Source organism: Dyadobacter sp. 676 (assembly GCF_040448675.1).
In the GTDB taxonomy this organism is placed as follows: Bacteria; Bacteroidota; Bacteroidia; order Cytophagales; family Spirosomataceae; genus Dyadobacter.
Genome location: NZ_CP159289.1, coordinates 5,150,165 through 5,172,466 on the forward strand (window position 1 = coordinate 5,150,165; position 22,302 = coordinate 5,172,466).

The 22,302-nt window shown below is 53.5% G+C and carries 16 protein-coding genes; 9 read left to right on the top strand and 7 right to left on the bottom strand.

Going from position 1 to position 22,302, the window contains the following annotated elements:
• The first annotated feature begins 60 nt into the window (after nucleotides 1-60).
• Both ABV298_RS22915 and ABV298_RS22920 read left to right on the top strand, forming a co-directional pair.
• Nucleotides 61-4,443, top strand: a complete 4,383-nt coding sequence (locus ABV298_RS22915) for a CusA/CzcA family heavy metal efflux RND transporter (protein WP_353718482.1) — start codon at nucleotides 61-63, stop codon at nucleotides 4,441-4,443.
• A 13-nt stretch (nucleotides 4,444-4,456) separates the two neighbouring features.
• Nucleotides 4,457-5,611, top strand: a complete 1,155-nt coding sequence (locus ABV298_RS22920) for an efflux RND transporter periplasmic adaptor subunit (RefSeq protein WP_353718483.1) — start codon at nucleotides 4,457-4,459, stop codon at nucleotides 5,609-5,611.
• A gap of 22 nt (nucleotides 5,612-5,633) precedes the next feature.
• Here ABV298_RS22920 and ABV298_RS22925 read toward each other — a convergent pair whose 3' ends face one another.
• The 5 genes from ABV298_RS22925 to ABV298_RS22945 all read right to left on the bottom strand — a co-directional run bounded on the left by ABV298_RS22925 (nucleotide 5,634) and on the right by ABV298_RS22945 (nucleotide 10,820).
• The gene (locus tag ABV298_RS22925) at nucleotides 5,634-6,236 is read right to left on the bottom strand and encodes a TetR/AcrR family transcriptional regulator (protein WP_353718484.1); all 603 of its coding nucleotides are present in this window, start codon (nucleotides 6,234-6,236) and stop codon (nucleotides 5,634-5,636) included.
• A 75-nt stretch (nucleotides 6,237-6,311) separates the two neighbouring features.
• The gene (gene fahA, locus ABV298_RS22930; RefSeq protein ID WP_353718485.1) at nucleotides 6,312-7,550 is read right to left on the bottom strand and encodes a fumarylacetoacetase; all 1,239 of its coding nucleotides are present in this window, start codon (nucleotides 7,548-7,550) and stop codon (nucleotides 6,312-6,314) included.
• Between the two features lie 13 nt (nucleotides 7,551-7,563).
• Nucleotides 7,564-8,292 carry a phenylalanine 4-monooxygenase gene (gene phhA, locus ABV298_RS22935; protein WP_353718486.1) on the bottom strand — a complete coding sequence of 243 codons (729 nt, stop codon included), beginning with the start codon at nucleotides 8,290-8,292 and terminating at the stop codon, nucleotides 7,564-7,566.
• A gap of 18 nt (nucleotides 8,293-8,310) precedes the next feature.
• On the bottom strand, nucleotides 8,311-9,438 hold the full coding sequence (hppD, locus tag ABV298_RS22940) for a 4-hydroxyphenylpyruvate dioxygenase (RefSeq protein ID WP_353718487.1): 1,128 nt from the start codon (nucleotides 9,436-9,438) through the stop codon (nucleotides 8,311-8,313).
• A 221-nt stretch (nucleotides 9,439-9,659) separates the two neighbouring features.
• Entirely contained in the window at nucleotides 9,660-10,820 is a 1,161-nt protein-coding gene (locus ABV298_RS22945) for a homogentisate 1,2-dioxygenase (protein WP_353718488.1), read from the bottom strand.
• Between the two features lie 359 nt (nucleotides 10,821-11,179).
• Here ABV298_RS22945 and ABV298_RS22950 point away from each other — a divergent pair, with 359 nt between their 5' ends.
• Nucleotides 11,180-13,522, top strand: a complete 2,343-nt coding sequence (locus tag ABV298_RS22950) for a glycoside hydrolase family 9 protein (protein ID WP_353718489.1) — start codon at nucleotides 11,180-11,182, stop codon at nucleotides 13,520-13,522.
• Nucleotides 13,523-13,596: 74 nt separating this feature from the next.
• Here the strand turns inward: ABV298_RS22950 and ABV298_RS22955 are convergent, their stop codons facing one another.
• Nucleotides 13,597-14,109 carry a heme-binding domain-containing protein gene (locus ABV298_RS22955; RefSeq protein ID WP_353718490.1) on the bottom strand — a complete coding sequence of 171 codons (513 nt, stop codon included), beginning with the start codon at nucleotides 14,107-14,109 and terminating at the stop codon, nucleotides 13,597-13,599.
• A gap of 57 nt (nucleotides 14,110-14,166) precedes the next feature.
• On the bottom strand, nucleotides 14,167-15,063 hold the full coding sequence (locus ABV298_RS22960; RefSeq protein WP_353718491.1) for an AraC family transcriptional regulator: 897 nt from the start codon (nucleotides 15,061-15,063) through the stop codon (nucleotides 14,167-14,169).
• A gap of 135 nt (nucleotides 15,064-15,198) precedes the next feature.
• Between ABV298_RS22960 and ABV298_RS22965 the strand changes: the two genes are divergently transcribed.
• From ABV298_RS22965 to ABV298_RS22990, 6 genes are all read left to right on the top strand, one after another.
• Nucleotides 15,199-16,050, top strand: a complete 852-nt coding sequence (locus ABV298_RS22965; protein ID WP_353718492.1) for a phytanoyl-CoA dioxygenase family protein — start codon at nucleotides 15,199-15,201, stop codon at nucleotides 16,048-16,050.
• Nucleotides 16,051-16,169: 119 nt separating this feature from the next.
• Nucleotides 16,170-17,438: a sugar porter family MFS transporter gene (locus tag ABV298_RS22970; protein ID WP_353718493.1), complete on the top strand. Its 1,269-nt coding sequence runs from the start codon at nucleotides 16,170-16,172 to the stop codon at nucleotides 17,436-17,438.
• A 9-nt stretch (nucleotides 17,439-17,447) separates the two neighbouring features.
• On the top strand, nucleotides 17,448-18,260 hold the full coding sequence (locus ABV298_RS22975; RefSeq protein ID WP_353718494.1) for a sugar phosphate isomerase/epimerase: 813 nt from the start codon (nucleotides 17,448-17,450) through the stop codon (nucleotides 18,258-18,260).
• 236 nt (nucleotides 18,261-18,496) lie between these two features.
• Nucleotides 18,497-18,850 carry a response regulator gene (locus ABV298_RS22980; RefSeq protein ID WP_353718495.1) on the top strand — a complete coding sequence of 118 codons (354 nt, stop codon included), beginning with the start codon at nucleotides 18,497-18,499 and terminating at the stop codon, nucleotides 18,848-18,850.
• A 168-nt stretch (nucleotides 18,851-19,018) separates the two neighbouring features.
• On the top strand, nucleotides 19,019-20,662 hold the full coding sequence (locus tag ABV298_RS22985; protein WP_353718496.1) for a TldD/PmbA family protein: 1,644 nt from the start codon (nucleotides 19,019-19,021) through the stop codon (nucleotides 20,660-20,662).
• 323 nt (nucleotides 20,663-20,985) lie between these two features.
• Nucleotides 20,986-22,302, top strand: coding sequence for a TldD/PmbA family protein (locus ABV298_RS22990; RefSeq protein WP_353718497.1), 1,317 nt, complete (start codon nucleotides 20,986-20,988; stop codon nucleotides 22,300-22,302).

Below are 22,302 nucleotides of genomic sequence, written 5' to 3' on the forward strand. Positions count from 1 at the left end.
GCACCTGTCGCCTGGCAGCGTCCGGCGCGACGTGGTATATCCATTCTTTTCATATTAGAAATGCTAGATAAAATCATACATTTTTCGATCCGCAACAAGCTTGTGATCGGAATATTCACACTGGCCCTGGTAGCGTGGGGGAGTTACTCGCTCACCAGGCTACCCATCGACGCCGTTCCCGACATCACCAATAACCAGGTACAAATCATCACCACAAGCCCCTCGCTGGCCGCTCAGGAGGTAGAGCGGCTGGTTACATTTCCTGTCGAAACAGTGATGGCGACGATCCCGCATATCGAAGAAATCCGTTCGATCTCGCGTTTCGGATTATCGGTTGTTACCATTGTATTTGAAGACGATGTGGACGTTTACTGGGCGCGTCAGCAGGTTTCGGAGCGCCTGCATACGGCGGTAGAACAGGTCCCGCCCGGGACCGGCACACCCGGACTTGCCCCCGTAACCACCGGCCTCGGGGAAATTTACCAGTACGTACTGCATACCAGGCCTGGTTTCGAAACGAAATATCCGCCCATGGAGCTGCGAAGCATCCAGGACTGGATCGTGCGCAGGCAGCTGCTCGGAACGCCCGGTGTCGCGGATGTGAGCAGTTTCGGCGGTTTTTTGAAACAATATGAAATAGCAATCGATCCGCTCAGGCTGAGGAGCGCGGGATTGTCCATTGCCCGTATTTTCGAAGCCCTCGAACAAAACAACCAGAACACGGGCGGCGCATACATCGACAAGAAGCCGAATGCCTATTTCATCCGCAGCGAAGGGCTGATCGGCACGCTGGACGACATCCGGAAAATTCAGGTAGGCGAAACCGCGACGGGATTGCCGGTGCTGATCCGCGACATTGCCGGGGTGGGCTACGGAAGCGCGGTCCGGTACGGGGCCATGACCCGCAACGACGACGGCGAGGTGGTGGGCGGGCTGGTGCTGATGCTCAAAGGCGCCAATTCTTCGGAAGTGATCGGAAATGTGAAAGAGCGCATCGCCCAAATCCGCAAAAATCTGCCCAAAGGCGTGGTGATCGAGCCATTTCTGGACAGGACGAAGCTGGTCGACAGTGCCATTGGAACCGTTTCGAAAAACCTTGTCGAAGGCGCGCTGATCGTCATTTTTGTACTGATATTGCTGCTCGGGAACATGCGGGCAGGCCTGGTTGTGGCTTCGGTCATTCCATTGGCGATGCTTTTCGCGGTGAGTATGATGAACCTCTTTGGGGTTTCCGGCAACCTGATGAGCCTTGGGGCCATTGATTTTGGCTTGATCGTCGACGGCGCGGTGATTATCGTGGAAGCCACTTTGCATCATATCGTAGCCAAGCGATACAAGCACCGGCTCACCCAGGACGAAATGGACCGCGAGGTTTATGAGTCAGCTTCCAAAATCCGTAACTCGGCGGCATTCGGCGAGATCATTATCCTGATCGTGTACCTGCCGATACTCGCGCTCGTCGGAATCGAGGGCAAGATGTTCAGGCCCATGGCGCAGACCGTCAGTTTCGCGATCCTGGGCGCGTTTATCCTGTCATTAACCTACATTCCAATGATGTCGGCTCTGTTTTTAAGCAAGAAGAATGAATACAAACCGGGCATTTCCGACAGGATAGTCGGGTTTTTCCGGCGTGCTTACCTCCCCGCACTGGATTTTTCGCTCAGGAGAAAATGGCTGGTTTCGGCTTTCGCGGTCGTATTGCTGGGTGGAAGCCTGTGGCTGTTTTCGCGCATGGGCGGCGAATTTATCCCCCAGCTCGACGAAGGGGATTTTGCTGTGGAGCTGCGGGTCTTAACCGGCAGCTCGTTGTCCGAGACCGTGGATGCGACCCGGAAAGCATCCGCGATACTGCTCAAAAACTTCCCCGATGAAGTAATAGAAGTGGTTGGCAAGATAGGTTCCTCGGAAATCCCCACCGACCCGATGCCGGTAGAAGCGGCGGATATGATGGTGATTTTAAAGGAAAAATCCCACTGGAAAAAGGCTTCGGGCAGGGAGGAACTGGCAGAAAAAATGCATGCTGTACTCACGGAATCGATTGCCGGCGTGACATTCGGATTTCAGCAACCTATTCAAATGCGCTTCAACGAACTGATGACGGGCGTAAAGCAGGATGTGGCGATCAAGATTTTCGGTGAGGATCTCGATGTGCTGGCACGCTATGCGGCGCGCGTGGGCAAGCTCGCGGGCGCGGTGCGCGGGGCGGAGGATATTTACGTAGAAGCAGTAACCGGCCTGCCGCAAATAGTGGTACGGTTCGACCGCGATAAACTGGCGCAGTTCAATATCCCTGTCGCGGAGGCTAACCGCACCCTGAATGCCGCCTTTGCGGGCGCGGGTGCAGGGCTGGTGTTCGAAGGCGAGAAACGCTTCGATCTCGTGGTGCGGCTGCAAAAGACCGACCGCCGGAATATCGACGATGTCCGCGGACTGTTTGTAACCAATGCCGAAGGCCAACAGGTGCCGCTCGCGCAGATCGCGACCATCGAAATGAAAACCGGTGCTAACCAGATCCAGCGGGAGGATGCCAAACGCCGCATTACGGTGGCATTTAATGTCCGGGGGCGGGATGTGGGGAGCATCGTGAAGGAGCTGCAAAGCAGGATCGACCGGGAGGTCAAATTGCCACCCGGCTACTTTGTTACCTATGGCGGCCAGTTTCAGAATTTGAAGGAAGCCAACCGCCGGCTTGCCGTGGCGGTGCCGGTGGCCCTATTGCTGATTTTTATACTTCTCTACTTTACATTCCATTCTTTGCGGCAAAGCCTGCTGGTGCTCACGGCCATCCCGTTTTCGGCGATAGGCGGCGTACTCGCGCTTTGGGTACGGGGTATGCCTTTCAGTATTTCGGCGGGAATCGGGTTCATCGCATTGTTCGGCGTGGCGGTCCTCAATGGCATTGTTTTGATCGCCGAGTTCAATCTCCTGCGGAAACCGGGGGCAAAAGATTTGCGGGAAGTGATTTTCGAAGGTACTGAAACGCGGCTCCGGCCGGTGCTCATGACTGCCCTGGTGGCGTCGTTAGGCTTTTTGCCGATGGCGCTATCGTCGAGCTCCGGAGCGGAGGTGCAACGCCCGCTCGCGACGGTGGTAATTGGCGGCCTGGTATCGGCAACGCTGCTCACTTTGCTGGTGTTGCCGGTTTGGTATTGGATCGTCGAGAAACGGTGGGGAAATGCCGTTAAAACGACCGGTATCGCGGCGATATTGATCGCCGGTTTACTAATCCCTTCACGCTCGCATTCGCAGCAGGCACAGGTACCCGCACGGAAAGTCACGCTCAGGCAGGCCATTGAAGAGGCCGTGGCACGTAACCCCACGATGAAAGGCGGCTCTTACCGTATCGATTATCAGAAAGCACTGGTCAAAACGGCCACCGATCTTGCCAAAACAGACCTGACCTGGATGGGAGGGCAATACAACAGTATCAAGTTTGACAACCATTTCTTTTTGTCGCAAAACCTGCCGAATCCCGTAACGGTAAACAAGCGGAAATCGCTTTTAACCGAAGAACTCAACGGCGCACAGGCCGAATTGGAGCTTGGCAGGACCGAACTGGTGAGACAGGTGAAGATCAACTATCAGCAGCAAATCCTGCTGAAAACCCGGCAAAGCCTGCTGGCAGCCGAGCTGGCCCGCGCCGGGCGATTCGTGAAAGCCGCGGAAATGAGGTTCAGAACGGGGGAAACCAGCCAGCTGGAATATGCCACGGCCCAAAGCCAGCTCGGCGAAGTCCGCGCGCAGCTCGTCCGTAACCAGGGCGATCTGCTAAATCTCCAGCGGGCATTGCAGGCATTGGTGAACGGAGACGGCCTTACCGAAGCCGAACCCGACTCGCTTACACGCAGGGACCTGACCATAGCCGTGCCCGACACCTCCGCGTTGCAGACAAACGCCTATTTGCGCTATCTCGGCCAGCAGGCGGTGATTGGCAGCCGGCAAACGGCCGTTCAGAAGTCGGCCATGTTGCCTGAGTTCAGCATCGGGTATTTCAACCAATCGCTTACGGGTTTCCAGAATACCGGCAACGGCGAAGTGTTTTACGGTAGTGGAAAGCGCTTTCAGGGCGTGCAGGTGGGGCTGCAACTGCCTGTTTTCAATAGCGCCGGGAGAGCACGGGTAAGGGCGTCGGAAGTGAGCGAGCAGATTACCCGGAACCGGATCGAAGCCGTGCGGCTGCAACTGGGGAGCGATTTGGAGCAGGCCATGCGGAGCCTGGAAACGGCCCGCCAGAACCTTGATTTGTATGAGCAATCCACGCTTGTGCTGGCGGGCGTTATCCAGAATAATGCTGTCATGGCGTACGAATCCGGGGAGATCGGGTACATTGAATACGGTCAGGCCTGGAACCGTGCCCTGGGTATCCGCCTGACGTGGCTGGATTTGTTGTATGCTTACAATCAATCCGTTATCCAAGTAGAATATCTTTTAAATGAGCAGTAAACCGAATAAATCGATGAAAAATATAATAGTATGCTTGTTACTGGTGCTCGGAATGGCGGCTTGCCAATCGGGGAGCGAGAGGGAAACGGGGGAACCCGAAACGGCCGATACGCAGGAAGAAACCGACTTCGTCGAGCTGACGGAGAGCCAATTTAAAACCGCGGGTATCGAGACGGGTGGTTTCTCCATCAGGAAATTGAGCGGGGCTGTCATTGCAAACGGCGTAATCGACATCCCGCCGCAGAACCTGGTCAGCATTTCGGCGCCGCTGGGTGGATTTCTCCGGAAATCGGAGCTTTTACAAGGGATGAAGGTACGAAAAGGCCAGGTGCTTGCGGTGATCGAAAACCCGGACTTTATCCCCATTCAGCAGGACTATCTCGAAACGCGCAGCAAGCTGGAATACGCCGAGCAGGAGTTCCGGCGGCAAAGCGATCTGAGTAAGGAGAATGTAAACGCGCAAAAAGCTTTGCAGCAATCGGCTTCCGAGCTGAAAATGCTGCGGGCGCGGTTGGCGGGCCTGAAAGAGCGTGTCCGTACCGCAGGTATCGAACTGAGCGGTCTGGAAAACGGGCATATCGCAAGTACCGCATCTATCCGTTCCCCCATTTCGGGTTCGGTGACGGTCGTGAATGTGAATCTGGGAAAGTACGTAAATCCGACGGACGTGATGTTCGAGATCGTCGATACCGATCATTTGCATGTGGAGTTGTCGGTATTTGAACAGGACATTCCGAAAGTGAAACTCGGGCAGCTTGTCCGGTTTCGCGTGAGCAACAATCCCGCGAAGGAGGACCTGGCCAGCGTTTACCTGATCAATCAGAAAATCAACGACGACCGCACCGTGCGCGTGCATTGCCACCTCGAAAACGAGGACCATAACCTGTTGCCGCAAAATTTCGTAAAAGCTGTTATCGAAACCGGGGCCAGTCCGGTAAACGCCCTGCCCGACGAGGCTGTACTCGATTTTGAAGGCAAATCCTACGTGTTCGTCAAAGATTCGGCGGGGGAAAGGCGTTTCAGGATGGTGGAAGTATCGAAGGGCATTTCGGAAAATGGTTTTACGGAAGTGAAAATGCCTGCCGAAAGCAGGGAAAGCCCCGAGTTCGTTTTGAAAGGGGCCTACGCATTGCTATCCAAGCTGAAAAACGCGGAGGAGGAGGAATAAAAAGAGGCCGTTCAATTGCTGGTCATGCCCTAATGCGGTTGACCAGCAATTGGACTGTCGCCAGTACGTGGTCCATATTGCCGTAGTCGTTGGTTACCTTCGAGATCATCACCCCTCCTTCGATCAACGCGATAATGGAAACCGCCATTTCTTCGGCATCGATGTCCTTTTGAAATTCACCGGCTTCGGTTCCTTTTTGAATGATATCGACCAGGCTCTTTTTCCAGCTGAAAATCGCTTTGGCGGCACTCAAACGGAGCGGTACGTTGGTGTCGTCGGCTTCCACGGCTGTGTTCAGGATCGGGCAGCCGCCACGGTTGCCAACCGTCGCGATCACATCTTTGTACACGCGGCCATACACCATCAGTTTTTCATAATAGGTAGCGGCTTTCTCGAGTTGCGCCTGCACGGTATTGAAAACCAGGGACCGGTTGTATTCGAAAACGGCCAGGGCCACTTCTTCTTTATTCTCGAAGTTGCCGTAAATGCTGCCTTTCGTGAGGCCTGTGGCCTCGGTAATGTCCGACATAGACGTACCCGCATAGCCTTTCCGGTTGAAAAGCTCGGCGGTTTTCTCAATGATAAAGTTGCGTGTGCGCTCGGCTTTGGAAGTTCCTATGTTCATGTTGCAAATATACCAATTGGTATTTATTTTTACAAAACCGGAACCCCATTTGTTGTAGACCTGTCGGCAACCTTTTTACAGCGGTAATGCGGGCAAAACTTGTCCCCGCAGCTCACCGAAACCGATACGGATGTCCCCATTTTGGCAAAAGCCCCGTATAATCACTTCATCGTAGTCTTCCAGAAACCGCCTTTCGATGCCGTCACCGCATTGCACCGGTTGTTTTCCATTCAGCGTTGCTTCCAGCAGGCAGCCTTTTTGGGCGAGGCCGGTGCCGCTGATAGTGCCGGTAGCCAGCAAGTCGCCTACTTGTAGATTGCAGCCGGTAACGGTGTGATGGGCAATCTGCTGGGCGGCGGTCCAGTAAAGATGTTTTGCATTGGTTTCGCATAATGTGCATTCGCGATGGTTTTCAGGCTTGACTCCGACCGTCAGCGAGAGGTCGAAGTTCATCCGGGGAGCGGCGGCGAGGTAGGGCAGCGGCATGGGAGATTGCACGGGCGCGGGTACGCGGAACACCTGCAAGGCTTCCCAGGTTACGACCCAGGGAGAAATGCCCGAAGCGAAATTTTTGCTTGTAAATGGCCCCAGGGGTTGGTATTCCCACCGCTGGATGTCCCGCGCCGACCAGTCGTTGAAGAGCACGACGCCGAAAATATAATCCTCCGCTTCGGCGACAGGCACAGGCTGGCCACAGGATGAGTCTTTGCCGATTACAAATGCGAGTTCGAGCTCGTAATCCAGTGCGTTGGTAGGCTGAAACAAGGGGTTGGCACCCGTCTGAGCCGTCTGTCCCCACGGACGCCGCACCGGCGTGCCCGACACCGTTATGGACGACGCCCGGCCGTGATAGGCAACGGGCATGTGTTTCCAGTTGGGAAAAAGGGGGTTCTCCGGCCTGAATAGCCTGCCGACGCTGAATGCGTGTTCTTCGCTGGAATAGAAATCGGTATAATTGCCTACTCTGAGCGGCATATGCGTCTGCACGTCTTTCAGAGGAATAAGCAAATGTTCCGAGTACCGCTTCAATATCGAATCACCGTCGCACAGTGCGTCCTGGATTGTTTTTCGCACATATCCGGAAAATTCCCTGCCAAGCCCTATCAGATCGTTCAATACCGGCTTGCGGAAAACACCACCAGCCTCCGGATAACGCGAAAAAAGGTTCAACGCATAGGTAGCGGGCAGGTCCACGACCCATTCACCGATCGCCAGGCCGGCGCGTGCCGGGCGGTCGTCGCTGAATATGCCGAACGGCAGATTATATATAGAGAAATCGGAACCGGACGGGACCGGCAGCCACGATTGTAACATGATATCGGAATTTTTATGCCTGTTGGGCCAGATAGGCTTCCAGTAATGGTTCCAGACCCGTTACTGATTCATAAAGCTGGTTGTACGAGTCGATGACGAAGTAGTGGTCCTGATAGCGGTCGATATGGTAGGGCGTGTCGAGTACGAGCGCGAGGTCGAAATCGATCTTCGGGATATCGCTGCGCAGACAGTAACGGCTTTCCCCGGAGGAGGAAATGATACCACCGCCATAGATCTTCAGATCGCCGTTCTCCCGGATCAGCCCGAACTCGACGGTGTACCAGTACAATCTCGAAATGCGTTGCAGAATTTCCTCGTGATCGATGTGCTTCAAAGCCACTTCGCTCAAATGTGCCATAAAATCGCAGAACGACCGGTTGCTAAGGAGCGGCACGTGACCGAAGGTGTCATGAAACATGTCGGGTTCTTCGAGGTAATCGATCTGCTCGGGCTTGCGCAGCCAGCTCGTCGCGGGGAACTGCCTGTTGTACAAATGCGTATAGAATTCGCGGTGCGGAATGAGGCCCGGAACCACATACACCTCCCAGCCGGTCAGTGCACGGAGCGCCGGGTTGGTTTCCCGTTCGAAATGCGGAATGTGCCCTGCCACAAAACCGACTTTGGAAATGCCTTCCAGATAAGCCTGGCTGGCAATTTGTGGCAATTGTTTCATTTGTCGTTCGAAAAGCAATTGCCACATCCGGTGGTCGGCTTCGGTGTATCGTTCAAAATCCTGGTTCATGGTTAAAAACGGTTTACGTTAAAGTGTACCTCGCAGCATCTGTTCCCGCTCGATAGCTTCGAATAGCGCTTTGAAATTGCCCTTCCCGAACGATTGGGCACCCTTTCTTTGAATGATCTCAAAAAAGAGCGTAGGACGTGGCATGACCGGTTTCGTGAAAATCTGAAGAAGGTAACCTTCATCGTCGCGGTCGACGAGGATGCCCAGGTCCCGCAGGCTGGCAATGTCTTCGTCGATATGCCCGACGCGGCGTATCAGGTCGTCGTAATAGGCCGTGGGAACGCGCAGAAATTCAACCCCGCGGTCGCGCAGGGCGCGTACGGTGTCGACGATGTGGTCGGTGGCGACGGCGATGTGCTGCACGCCCGGCCCGCCGTAAAAATCGAGATATTCCTCCACCTGCGATTTCTTTTTTCCCTCGGCCGGTTCGTTGATCGGAAACTTGATGCGCCCGTTGCCATTGCTCATGACCTTGCTCATCAGTGCCGAGTATTCGGTTGAAATATCCTTGTCATCAAACGAAACCAGCATTTTAAAGCCCATTACTTCCTCGTAGAACTGCACCCACCGGTTCATTTCGTTCCAGCCGACATTTCCTACCATATGGTCGATGTAACGCAGGCCGACCGGACCGGGTGAATGCTCGGGTTGCCAGGCGACAAAGCCTGGCAGGAAAACGCCGTGGTAATCCTTTCGTTCGACAAAAATGTGTACGGTGTCCCCGTAGGTGCAGATTCCCGACCGGACGGTCCGGCCATCCTTGTCTTGTTCCACCGCAGGCTCCAAAAACGGCCGGGCACCACGGCCCACGGTCTCGCGGTAGGCTTTTTTAGCATCGTCGACCCACAATGCGATGGCCTTGACGCCATCGCCGTGGCGATCGATGTGGGCGCCGATGGCCGTACCGCCATGCAGGGGAGAAGTGAAGACAAGCCGGATCTTGTCCTGTACCACAACATACGACTCGCGGTCGGTGAGACCTGTTTCAAGCCCGGCCATCGCCAGCGGCTGAAACCCGAATGCGTTTCTGAAATAATGTGCCGATTGCAGCGCATTACCGACATAGAGTTCTACATAATCCGTACCGTTAATAGGCAAGAAGTCGGTCGTGGCGGACGGCGCGGTTGGTGCTGTTAGTGTGGACATTGTGACGTGTTTAAGTTTGTTGTCTGGTTTTGTCAGGTATTGTCAAGCGTTGTCAGGAGTTGCCAGTTATAGTTATTTGTCGTTAGTGGGTCGGGTGTGATCAGAGGTCTTAATTAAACTGTTAGCTGTCAATAAGTTAATTGATGTTGCCCCTCCAATGCTATCATTCTGGCAATACTTGACCACGGCTGATTATTCCTCGACAATTCTTGATCGCTTTGCTAGCCTTCTCCCCAACTGTGCCAATACAGCCCGTCGTCGATTGCCATGGCTTGTTCCGTTAGCATCAGGGGCCGGAAGGTGTCGACCATTACGGCCAGCTCCTGCGTTTCTTTTTTGCCGACGCTTCGCTCGTATGCGCCGGGGTGCGGGCCGTGGGGAATACCCCCCGGGTGCAGGGTGATGTGCCCCGGAGCAATGTTGTTGCGGCTCATGAAGTCGCCATCGACATAATACAACACCTCGTCGGAATCGATATTGCTGTGGTTGTAGGGGGCTGGTATCGCCAGCGGGTGGTAGTCGTAGAGCCTCGGACAGAACGAGCACACCACAAATGCATCGGTCTGGAATGTCTGATGAACCGGTGGCGGCTGATGTATGCGGCCGGTGATGGGTTCGAAATTGTGGATCGAGAAGGCCCAGGGATAGTTATACCCGTCCCAGCCGATCACGTCGAAAGGGTGTGTTTCGTAGGTTACCGGGTGAATATGGTCCTGTTTTTTGATTTTGACAACGAAGTCGCCATGCTCGTCGTGCGTTTCCAGGTTGCGCGGGAGAATGTAATCCCGTTCGCAATAGGGCGAATGCTCCGTTAATTGCCCGAAATGGTTGCGGTAGCGCTTCGGGGTATAAACGGGCGAATGCGATTCCAGGTAAAGCAGGCGGTTGTCGGATGTATCGAACCCGATCTGGTAAATCGTGCCCCGCGGGATCAGCACGTAATCGCCGTACTTGAAAGGCACCTCTCCGAAGGGTGTCCGCAGCCTTCCCGAACCACGGTGGATAAACAACAGTTCGTCGGCATCGGCATTCTTGTAAAAATAATCCATCGGCGTGCCGGTTGGAGCGGCGAGGCCGAGCACCACGTCGCGGTTGACGAGCAACGGAACCCGGCTCTCGAGGTAATCGGCTGCAGGCCCCACGTCGAAGCCGACCAGCTTCCGCATCGTCATATTATTCGTTACCGCAATGCGCGGCGCCACATCGTAGGGCTCGCCAAGGAATTTGACCTGCGTAGGCCGCCAGGTATGATAGAGGAGGGACGACATGCCTTCGAAACCGATCGTTCCGAAAAGTTCTTCATAGTAAAGCCCGCCGTCGTTTTTACGGAACTGCGTGTGCCGCTTGGGCGGAATGGTCCCTAGTTGCTGATAGATCGGCATATCCTTCCGATAGTAAGTTAGCCAATAATTGTCTATGCAATTATAAGAAAAGCAAATCAATATTTAAATAATTTTTTGGATTATTTTTAAATTAAAGAAAATAGGTACGCTTAATAACTTCTATATTTCGGAGCTGATTGTTCTATTGGATATTAGAATAACTTTGAAAGTGTTTCGGTCCCGGTTAGCTTGAACGGCCCGAAATCGACTCTCATCCTATTTGAAAAGGCGTTCCTGCCTTCGCTGTTGTTCGTTATAACACCGGATTTATTCAATTCAAAACCATCTAGCCATGAGGAAGCTACCTTCTTTCGCCCGGAACGGGCTTTTGTACTTTTTTACTGTGTCTGTTAATATCGGTGCGGGGAGTTGCGCAGATCAGCCAGTTCATTCATGTCGATCAGTTCGGCTATGCGCCCGCCGCGGAAAAAGTGGCGGTTTTGAGTAATCCGGTCCAAGGGTACAACGCCGCGCTGAATTATTCACCTCCGGCTACGATGGAGGTGCGCAACCACATCACCAACGCGGTGGCCTTTTCCGGTCCGGTCAGCATTTGGAACAACGGGAATACCCAAGCCAATTCGGGCGACCAGGGCTGGTGGTTCGACTTTTCCGCATTGACGGCCGCCGGTACCTATTATGTGTTCGATCCGGTGAATAACCAGCGTTCGGCGGTTTTCGAAATCGCGGCCAATCCGTACGGCAAGGTAATGCTGGCGGCGATGAAGATGTTTTATTATAACCGTTGCAATATGGCCAAGGCGGCACCTTTCGCTCAAAGCAAGTGGACCGACGGTAATAATTTCATGAACCCGTCGCAGGATGCCAACTGCCGTTATGTCTACGACCAGGATAATGCGGCCCTCGAAAAGGATCTTACGGGCGGCTGGTTCGATGCCGGGGATTATAACAAATATGTCTCTTTCACCCACAGTCCCCTGCATGACCTGTTGTACGCGTACGAGGAGAACCCGACCGTTTTTTCAGACAATTTTAATATCCCCGAAAGCAAAAACGGCATTCCCGATATTCTGGACGAGGTGAAGTGGGAGCTCGACTGGCTCTTTAAAATGACCAATGCCGACGGCAGCACCCACAACAAAATGGGTAGCCGGAATTACAGCGAAAACATTTCTTCGCCGCCGAGCGCCAATGTCGACGGCCGCTATTACGGCCCGACCTGCACATCCGCTTCTGCCACGATAGCGTCGGTGTTCTCGCACGCGGCCCTCGTGTATGCGGGTATTCCCGCGCTCGCTGCCTACGCGGCACAGCTGGAAGCGAAGGCCGTGAGCTGTTTCGATTATGTGCTGCCGTTTTTCAACACCAATACGCTCCAGACCAATTGCGACGACGGCAGCATTGTTTCGGGGGATGCCGATGTGGCCGTCGGGCCGCAGCGGAATATGATGGTGATAGCGGCGATTTACCTGTTCGAGCGGACCGGGAATGCGATTTACAACCAGTTTGTAGTGAGTAACTACGCTGCTACCGATGTGATGAGCTCGGGTTATTGGGGCGTGGATGCCACCGAATTGCAGGATGCTTTGCTGCGGTATGCCAAACTGCCTGCCGCCAATCCCACCGTGGCTGCCGCGATACTGAATTCGGCGGGGACGGCAGTGGACGGCAACTGGAACGATTTCTTCGGTTGGACAGAGGCTGATCTGTACCGCGCATTTATGCCCGACTGGTCGTATCATTGGGGCAGCAACATGCCCAAGGCTGATTATGCCAATGTGAACCGTACCATGCTCAAGGCGGGCCTGGGCGATGCGGCCAGCCTGCGACGCAAGGCCACGGAGCAAATCCATTATTTCCACGGCGTCAATCCGCAGGGACTGGTGTATCTGTCGAACATGTATTCAATCGGCGGCGACCGTTGCGCCAATGAAATTTACCACACCTGGTTCAACGACGGCACTGTTTACGACAACGCGCTCACATCGCCGAATGGCCCGGCGCCGGGGTACGTAGTAGGCGGCCCGAATGCCGATTACACGATCGCCACCCAATCGCCTCCTTATGGCCAGCCTCGCCAGAAGAGCTATCTCGATTTCAACACCGGCTGGCCGACCAACAGCTGGGAGATCACCGAGCCGGCCATTTATTATCAGGCGGCATATGTAAGGCTGCTTGGGCATGTGACATTACCGGTAGAGGATCCGTTACCCGTGGAGCTGGCTTATTTCAATTTAAAGGAGCTCGACAACGGCCAGGCGCAGCTATACTGGAAAACCGTTTCCGAAACGGATAACGATCGTTTCGAAATCGAGCGCTCGGGGAACGGAACCGATTTTAAAATGATAGGGGAAGTAAAAGGCAGCCAAACTACGGCACAGCCGCATGACTATACTTTCACCGACACCGAAGTACCGGCGGCTACTGTTTATTACCGGTTGAAACAGGTGGATGCCGATGGCGGGTACGAGCATTCCAGAATCATCGCATTGTACCGCAACGGCGACGCGGCTTTCCGGATCGGTCCCAATCCGTTAACCGACTACATCGATATTCAAATGCCGCCGCAAACCGGCCGTACCACCGTGAAGCTGACCAATATGGCAGGAGTGGAAGTAATACACCGGGATATGGACGGTAACGGACGGATTTCCGTGCCTGGGCTCGCCGGCGGTATTTACCTACTCCGGATAGAGAAGGATCGCGACCGGATTTTCACGCAGCTTGTTTTCAAAAATTGATTGTCAGCGGCATAATAATCAGCGGCAGTACCATCCGGGCCGGTAGTACTGCCGCTCTTCAATTGGGGACCCGGCTAGCTGTTACCCCCGGCAGGATTCCTTTTAGGCATGATCAGGCTGTCGGCAGGGTATCGGGCTTTCAGCGTATCCATTTGGGCCTTCGCCCATTCGATAAGCCGTTGGCGCTGGGCGGTGGAGAGCCTGGCTTCGGGATGCATACCCAATGCGGTATACGACCCGAGGGGCATAGCATCGTCTTCGACCATTTCCACGGTCTCTTCCAGCTTGTGGTTCTGCCGGGCGATCGACAATCCGGCGAAGGTCGAAAAGTTCAGATGCCTTTTGCCGTCTTCGATATGCTCGTTCATCCACCACGCAACAGGCTGGATGTTGTAATACCATGGATACACGGTTTTATTGCTGTGGCAGTCGTTGCAAGCCACCGACAGAATGTGCTTTACATCGGCCGGGACGTCGTATTTGGTGGAAATGTCCAGAGACTGGTCATCGGAGAAGTTTTTTTCGGGACGGATAAACTGAATGGCGATAAGAACGGCCAGCAGGGCCAGCAGGATTTTTTTGAACATGTCCGACTATGATAGATTAGGTCTAAATATGCATAATAATGCTTCCGGCCGGAAATTTTACTGTCCGTATATGCCCTTATTTTTTCGGTAGTGCGCCGGCGGTATACCCATTTGCTGTTTGAAAAGCCTCGAAAAATAGAAAGGATCGTCGATTCCGATCGCCGAGGCGACTTCATTGACACGCATTGCGCCGAAATGCAGCAGCTGGCAAGCTTTCTGAATGCGGAGGTAATTGAAATACTCGATCGGCGCATAACCGGTATCCTTTTTGAATTTCCTGGAAAAAAATGAACCCGATAAATTTACCGAACGGGCAATATTATCCAGCGTAAGGCTATTCGAGAGATTTTCCTGCATGTAAAGGATCGCCTTTTCCGTAGGACTGGCATCCCGTACCGACTGTTTCTGAGAGCCGAAATGTTCCGGTGCGATAAACGACGAGAGGTAATGCGGGAGCGCCAGGTTGGCTTGCAGAAGGTTGGAGGCGCTATACCCTTTCAGCAATGTCCGTGCGATGTGGGTAAAGAGGGCATTCCGTTCCTCGGAAAAGCCTACCTGGACTGCGCGTGCCGGCTCGCCGCCGCGTTCCATAACCGCCGCGGCTGCTGCGTCGCAATGGCTGCCGCCGAGGTGCATCCAGTAAATGCTCCACGGATTTTTCGCGTCGGCGCCGTAAGAATGAGGGACATCCATCGGCAGGACGAATATTTCGCCCGCCCGCACCTGCACGACGTTCCCGCCGGTCTCCACCCATCCCTGGCCGTCGCTGCAATAGAGTAAAATGGCTTGCGAAATGCCGTTGGGGCGCTGGTAATAGTGGTGCATGGCCTTGGGATAATAGCCCATTCTCGCGATGAACAATTGGGCGATCAGCGGCAGCTGTTCGCAATGTGAAGTGGCTACTTTGGGTATTTCGATAATCAGTTCGCCTTCGAAGCCCCGGCTTTTGCGCATAATGTGTGTTTTTGATGATGGACAATGTGAAATAAAGGTAAAATAATCCATGTTTTGGACAAAATCCTTCATTCGTTTATTTCCCGGAATAAATGAATTTTGTGATGTTAAAGTACTATTCCTATTCCCGTCACTATGGCAAAGCAACAATTGACCCGCGCACAAATTGAACAGTACAACCGGGACGGCTATCTGATCGTCCGTGGATTTTACGACCAGCAGGAGGTGTCCCGCCTGTATCGCATCGCTATCGATGACGCGGCGATCAGCAAACACGCGATCAACGTCAACGACAGCACCGGCAAGCGCAGCAAGCTCTCGCTATGGTACAAGCCCGGCGACGATGTTTACGGCCTGTTGACGCGCGGCAGGACGCTCGTGGGTGCGGTAGATCAGCTGATGGAACGGCAGCCCGGCGACACAGGGCATTCGGTGTGCCATTACCATTCCAAGCTCATGCAGAAAGAGCCACGCGTGGGCGGGGCATGGGAGTGGCATCAGGATTATGGTTACTGGTATAAAAATGAATTTCTCTATCCCGACCAGATGATGTCGGTCATGATCGCCATAACCGAAGCGAATGTGGAAAATGGCTGTTTACAGGTCATTAAGGGGTCCCACAAAATGGGCAGGGTAGAGCACGGCTTTTCGGGTGAACAGGTAGGGGCGTCGCAGCGCTACGTGGACCTCGCGCTGAAAACGATGGAACACGTATTTGTAGAGCTGAACGCCGGCGACGCATTGTTTTTTCATAGCAATATCCTCCACCGTTCCGAAGCAAACGTCTCGGACCGCCCCCGCTGGTCGCTGATTTCCTGCTACAACCGTTCGACGAACGTCGGTCACAACGAATCGTCTCCGTCCTCATCGAGCATTACGCCGATCGACATCGTTCCCGACGAGGCCCTGCTGACCTGGGATACTGCGGGCCTGGCGGAATCGGAGGCTGATTTTCTAAGTAAAGAAGCAGATGTTTCATTAAAATAACTCGCGCACTATGGCACACACCGCCGGTACGTTCTCCTCCGACTGGCAGTCCGGTCCCGTTCAGATCAACAAAGGTTACGTCTACCTGCTCAGCGCCATCGCGGCACTGGGGGGGGATATTGTTCGGATTCGATCTCGTAATCATTTCCGGCACGGTTGCATTCTTTCAGGCACATTTCGGGCTCAACGAGTTCGAAACTGGCTGGGCGGTGGGGTGTATCAACCTCGGGGCGGCCATCGGGGCGGTTCTTGGCGGGTGGCTTTGCGAACGGCTGGGGCGCAAAAAAATGCTGATGATCTGCGCGATCCTTTTTGCCGTAACCGGCGGAGGCACAGGCTGGGCCGAGAACTTTCCGATGTTTATCGGTTTTCGCATGCTCAGCGGAGTCGCAGTCGGCGCGGCGGCGCTGGTATGTCCCATATATCTGGCCGAAATCTCGCCCGCACCCATGCGTGGCACCACGGTTTCGTTTTACCAGCTGTCCATTGTAGTCGGAATCCTGCTCGCCTATCTTTCCAATTATCTCTTGCTGAATGTCGAGGACAACTGGCGCTGGATGTTTTCGTCCCAGTCCATTCCGGCATTGCTGTTCTATTTCAGTCTTTTTACGGCTTCCGAAAGTCCCCGCTGGCTGATCCGCGCTGGCCGGGAATTTGAGGCGCATATCGTCCTCGAACGCGTCGGCGGGCTGGATTACGCGCTGGCCGAACAGGAACAGATCGAACAGAGCTTCGCTGATAAAACAAACGTCAGGGTGTCCGATCTCTTCCGGAAAGAAGTATGGCACATCGTGTTTATAGGCATTATGATCGCCGTATTTTCGCAGATCGTTGGACAGAACTCCATCTTTTCCTACGCGCCGGAGCTTTTTAAAAAGGCGGGTATGGCGCAGGATTCGGCCTTTTTGCAATCTATTATTATCGGTGTCACCAATTTTGTATTCACCTTTTTCGCCATAGGCACCATCGACAAGGCGGGGAGGAAAAAACTGTTGCAATACGGTGCGTTCCTGCTGTTCGTCGACGCGATCGCATTGTCGGCAGCGTTTTACCTGCAATGGTCGGGTATCTGGGTGCTGGTTTTCGTGTTGCTGTTCATCGGCGTCTATTCGGCCACGCTCGGGCCTGTTACCTGGGTGGCGTTGTCGGAAATATTTCCGAACCGCATCCGCGGAAATGCGATGGCCGTAGCGACCCTTGCATTGTGGATCGCCAATTTCTTTACAACCGCGCTGTTCCCCGTCATGAATCAGTATTTCGGCATACCCGTTACCTTTTTGATCCATGCGGGTATTTGTCTGATCTACTTCCTGTTCATCCGGAACAGCGTACCCGAGACCAAAGGAAGGTCTTTGGAAGAAATTGAAAAACTATTGCAAAAAAGCTGATCGCCGACGATGACCATCCGTTTCTATGCCCCCGAATGGGGCAACACATTGCCTTTTGACACCTTTTGTTCGAATGTAAAAGCCGCCGGCTATGATGGTGTCGAAATGGCGCTTCCCTTCGAAACGGCTGAAAAGCAGACCATACTCGATACTTTGGCGGGTCATGGCCTGCAGTTGATCGGACAGTACTGGCAGTCGTTCGAAAAAAATATCGATGAACACGCCGCCAGCTATGAAAAATACCTGCGGAACCTGATCGACGCCAGGCCGGTGCTGATCAATTGCCAGACAGGCAAGGACTACTTCGATACAGCCCGGAACCAACGACTTTTCGCGCTTGCCGCGAGGCTCTCCGCCGAGTCGGGTATTCCCATCATCCATGAAACACATCGCGGCAAATGCCTCTTCGCAGCCCATGTGGCCATGGGTTACCTGCAAGCCGACCCTGGTCTTCGCATAGCCCTCGATATTTCGCACTGGTGCAGCGTCCACGAATCGCTGCTCGCCGATCTGCCCGAAGAGGTCGATATGGCTATTTCCCGTACCGACCACATTCACAGCCGCGTAGGCCATCCCGAGGGGCCGCAGGTAAACGACCCGCGCGCGCCCGAATGGGAGGAAGTGCTGAACGCCCACCTGGGCTGGTGGGACCGCGTGGCAGCCCTCCACGCTCGAAACGGAACGCCGCTTACCATTACCACCGAGTTCGGTCCCGCCCCCTACATGCCTGCGATGCCTTACACCTGCATGCCGCTTGTGAGCCAATGGGATGTAAATGTCCATATGATGAACATTTTGAAAGCCCGTTATAAGGATATGTAAGCGAATGTTTTAATTATTTTTTAATATTTTAAACCAAAGAAAATCTGCTGTTCTATCGGTTTTTTGTTGTTAAGGTGCTGGAATTGAGCCGGTTTTTGTTGCGGGGGCGCAGAATGCGGTACTTTGGGGAATTTGTAAGATAAGGTCAATTGTTTTAACGGTCCGGGACGTAGTTCCGGTTGAATGAGTTAATTCATAAATTTGCTTTGTAGTAACCCCCGATCGATCTGATAACTATGAGCATCCTTTATGTTGACCATGAAATTAATAATCTGAATTCCTTTAAAGCGACGTTCCGGAGGGATGCCAAGATTTACCTGGCCAAATCGACCGAAGAAGGGCTGAGAATCCTCGGCGAACATCCAATCGACGTCATTTTTGCCGATCATCAGATGCCGCAGATGACAGGGCTGGAATTCCTCAAACTGGCTTCCGATCAATATCCTGCCAGTATGCGTGTGCTGCTTACGGGCAATGCCTATACGGACGAATTTCGTTGGGCAGCAGGAAAGGGATACTTTCACAGCTATGTCAACAAGCCGTGGGACGAGCAACAGTTGCGGACGTTGATGGTTTCACGTTTATACTAGATGTTGATTTAACGAAATGGGCGAGCGCCGGTAACCTCGAGGTTTCCGGCGCTCCGTATTTTAGCGCAAAAAAATTGCCACACGAATATTTGTTGAGGATATATTGATTACATTGGAGATTCAATGCGATTATTCCTTCATCTACTGCCGGAAGGCTAAACCTTAACAATGAAACGAAGACACTTCATGCAGATGTCGGGCCTTGGCCTGGGCGCGATGATGCTCCCGCAAGTTCCCGTAGTCGGGGATCCCGTGGCCGAAGAGCAGCTGCTCGGCCCGTGGCTGGATGCCGTAACGAAGAAAAAACTGGCCGAAACCGCCCTAAATGCCGCGCGCGACAAAGGCGCCACTTACACCGACGTCCGCATCGGCCGCTATTTGCAACAATACCTTTTTACCCGGGAAAAACAGGTCCAGAATATCGTTAATGCCGAATCGTATGGCATTGGCATCCGGGTAATCGCCGACGGCACATGGGGATTTTCGGCCACCAGCGACGTGACTCCCGACGGCATTGCCAGATGTGCCGCCACGGCTGTGGCCATTGCCCGGGCCAACTCCAAGTTCCAGAAAGAGCCCGTCGTGCTCGCGCCGCAAAAGGGGGTAGGAGACAAAACATGGAAAACACCGCTTACCAAAAATGCATTTGAAGTTCCGGTAAGGGAAAAAATAGATTTACTGATGAAGGTTAATGGTGCAGCTATGGACACCGGCGCCAGTTTTGTCACATCCAGCCTTTTCTTCATTAACGAACAGAAATATTTCGCTTCAACCGACGGCTCGTTCATCGACCAGGATATTCATCGCATCTGGCCGACATTTACGGTAACGGTTACCGACAAGGCTTCGGGCAAATTCAAAACCCGCGATGCAATCAGTTCGCCGATGGGGATGGGTTACGAGTACCTCGATGGCCTGGCAGGTGAAAAGATCGCCGGCCCGAATGGTCTGGTAGGCTACCGCAATTCCTACGATATGGTGGAGGATGCCATTATGGCCGCGAAGCAAGCGAAAGAAAAAGTGACCGCCCGGTCGGTTGTACCCGGTAAGTACGACCTCGTGCTGGATCCTAACCACCTCGGCCTTACCATTCATGAGTCGGTAGGGCATCCTACGGAACTCGATCGGGTGCTGGGCTACGAGGCTAACTACGCCGGTACCAGCTTCGCTACGCTCGACAAATGGAAAACGAAGAGCTTCAATTATGGTAGCAAGCTGGTCAATATCGTGGCCGACAAAACGCAGCCGCGGACGCTGGGCGCCGTGGGTTACGACGACGAAGGCGTGCCCTGCAAGGAATGGGATATTATCCGGGACGGCATCCTGGTAAACTACCAGGCAACCCGCGACCAGGTGCAGATCCTGGGTGAAAAAGAGTCGCATGGCTGCTGCTATGCTGATAATTGGAGTTCGGTGCAATTCCAGCGTATGCCGAATATCAGCCTGAAACCCGGAACCGAAAAACGCAGTGCGCTCGATATGATAAAAGGGGTTGAGAAAGGGATTTACATTATCGGCAGGGGTTCTTATTCTATCGATCAGCAGCGGTATAACTTTCAGTTTGGCGGTCAGGTTTTCTATGAGATAAAAAACGGGGAGATTACGGGCATGCTCGACGACGTGGCCTACCAATCGAATACGCAGGAATTCTGGAACTCGTGCGTGCAACTTTGCGACCAGGACGATTACCGCACATTCGGTTCGTTTTTCGACGGCAAGGGCCAGCCCGCCCAAATCAGCGCCGTATCCCACGGCTGTCCCACGACACGGTTTAATGGAGTGAACGTTATCAATACAGGGAGGAAGATATAGGGGGTGAATGAGGTTTGAATGAGTGAATTTTGAATGAGTGAATGAGCCGCGGTGGAACGGGGAATGACTGAATGACCGAATGAGTGAGCCGCCGTCGAATGGGAGTGTGTTAATATTTAGTCATGAAGATCAGGAGTGGTCATGAATAGTCATTTTGTAGAACAGCGAAAGCTCAATGAATATTAAGCTATCCCCGAATGTGGACGAGCGAGCTTCTTAAATGAAAATATCATTCAATCATTCAATCATTCAATCATTCAATCATTCAAAATTCACTCATTCACTCATTACCGTCCCGCCCTCAACTCCAAACTCTTAACAACATGGCTATTTTAACGAAAGAAGAAGCAAGGAAAATTATAGATAAAGTGCTGGCGTTTTCGAAGGCTGACGAGATCAGTGCTTCGCTGACCGGCGTTCGTACCGGTAATATCCGCTACGCACGTAATTCGGTATCGACCAGCGGTGAAACTACCGATCTGGCCCTTTCCGTTACTGCGGTTTACGGTAAAAAATCGGGGACGGCTACCATTAATGAATTCGATGACGCGTCGCTGGAAAAAACTGTCCGTCGCGCCGAGGAAATCGCGAAACTGGCACCGGAGAATCCGGAGTATATGCCTATGCTCGGCCCGCAGCAATACCTCGAAACCAAAGCATTCGCCGACAGTACAGCAGGCATCGATGCCGAATACCGCGCAAAAGCGGCTTTTGGCAGCATCGATCCCTGTGTAAAAAAGAACCTTACCGCCGCCGGATACATGGAGGACAACAGCGGTTTTTCTGCGCTGGGAAACAGCAAGGGTCTTTTTGCCTATAATAAATCCACATCTGTCGATTTTTCCGTGACCGTGCGCACAGCCGATGGAACGGGTTCGGGATATGCGGCACGCGATTACAACGACGTATCAAAGCTGAACACCGCTACTGCCACCGAAATCGCTATGCAAAAAGCGCTCGCTTCCGTGAATGCGAAGGCACTGGAACCGGGGAAATATACCGTGATCCTTGAACCAACCGCGGCCCATGACCTGGTACTGAATATGATGCGCAGCATGGACGGCCGTAATGCCGACGAAGGCCGCAGTTTTCTCAGTAAAAAAGGCGGAGAGACCCGCCTGGGCGAAAAACTGCTCGACGAGCGCGTGACCATCCATTCAGACCCGACCCATCCCGAAGTGCCGGGCTCCCCGTTTGCCAGCGACGGGCGGCCGCAGGAAAAGGTGACATGGTTTGAGAAAGGTGTGGTCAAAAATATGTATTACTCGCGGTTCTGGGCGGATAAAAAAGGGCTGAAAGCCATTCCATCCCCGGGAGGCATCATTTTCGAGGGAGGTAACGAATCACTGGCGGACCTTATTAAGGGAACCGACAAGGGGATTCTCGTGACGCGCTTCTGGTACATCCGCAGCGTCGACCCGCAAACCCTGCTCTTCACAGGTCTCACGCGTGACGGCACTTTCTATATCGAAAACGGGCAGATCAAATACCCCGTCAAGAATTTCCGGTTCAACGAAAGTCCGGTGATCATGCTCAACAATGTGGAGGCTATCGGGAAACCGGTGCGCACGAATGGCAGCCTGATCCCGCCGCTGAAAATCCGCGATTTTACGTTTACCAGCCTTTCCGACGCTGTTTAG